Source organism: Streptomyces sp. NRRL S-378 (assembly GCF_000720645.1).
GTDB lineage: Bacteria > Actinomycetota > Actinomycetes > Streptomycetales > Streptomycetaceae > Streptomyces.
This window is the reverse complement of the sequence record NZ_JOBX01000241.1, coordinates 1-215: the sequence shown is the minus strand read 5'-3', so window position 1 is coordinate 215 and position 215 is coordinate 1. Positions and strand designations below refer to the sequence as shown.

1 protein-coding gene is annotated in these 215 nt (G+C 70.7%); it reads right to left on the bottom strand.

Going from position 1 to position 215, the window contains the following annotated elements; translation table 11 throughout:
- Positions 1-215, bottom strand: a 215-nt coding sequence (locus IH80_RS40455; RefSeq protein WP_037882512.1) for a hypothetical protein, incomplete at both ends; no start/stop codon positions are given.

Sequence of the window (215 nt, the reverse complement as noted above, 5' to 3'; positions counted from 1 at the left end):
CAGGCCAGCAGCGCCTTGCCGGTCTCCTTCATCGCCGTACGGGAGTCCCGCAGCCACGAGGGCAGCTTGTCGTCCGGCGCGGACAGGAACAACGGCCCGGCACCGGGGATCGACAGGATCGCCAGGCCGGTGCCCAGCTTGGCCAGGCCGGTCCAGGACTGCTTGAACACGTCCCAGCCCTGAAGCCCGACCAGGCCGCCCAGGCCCTTCAGGGT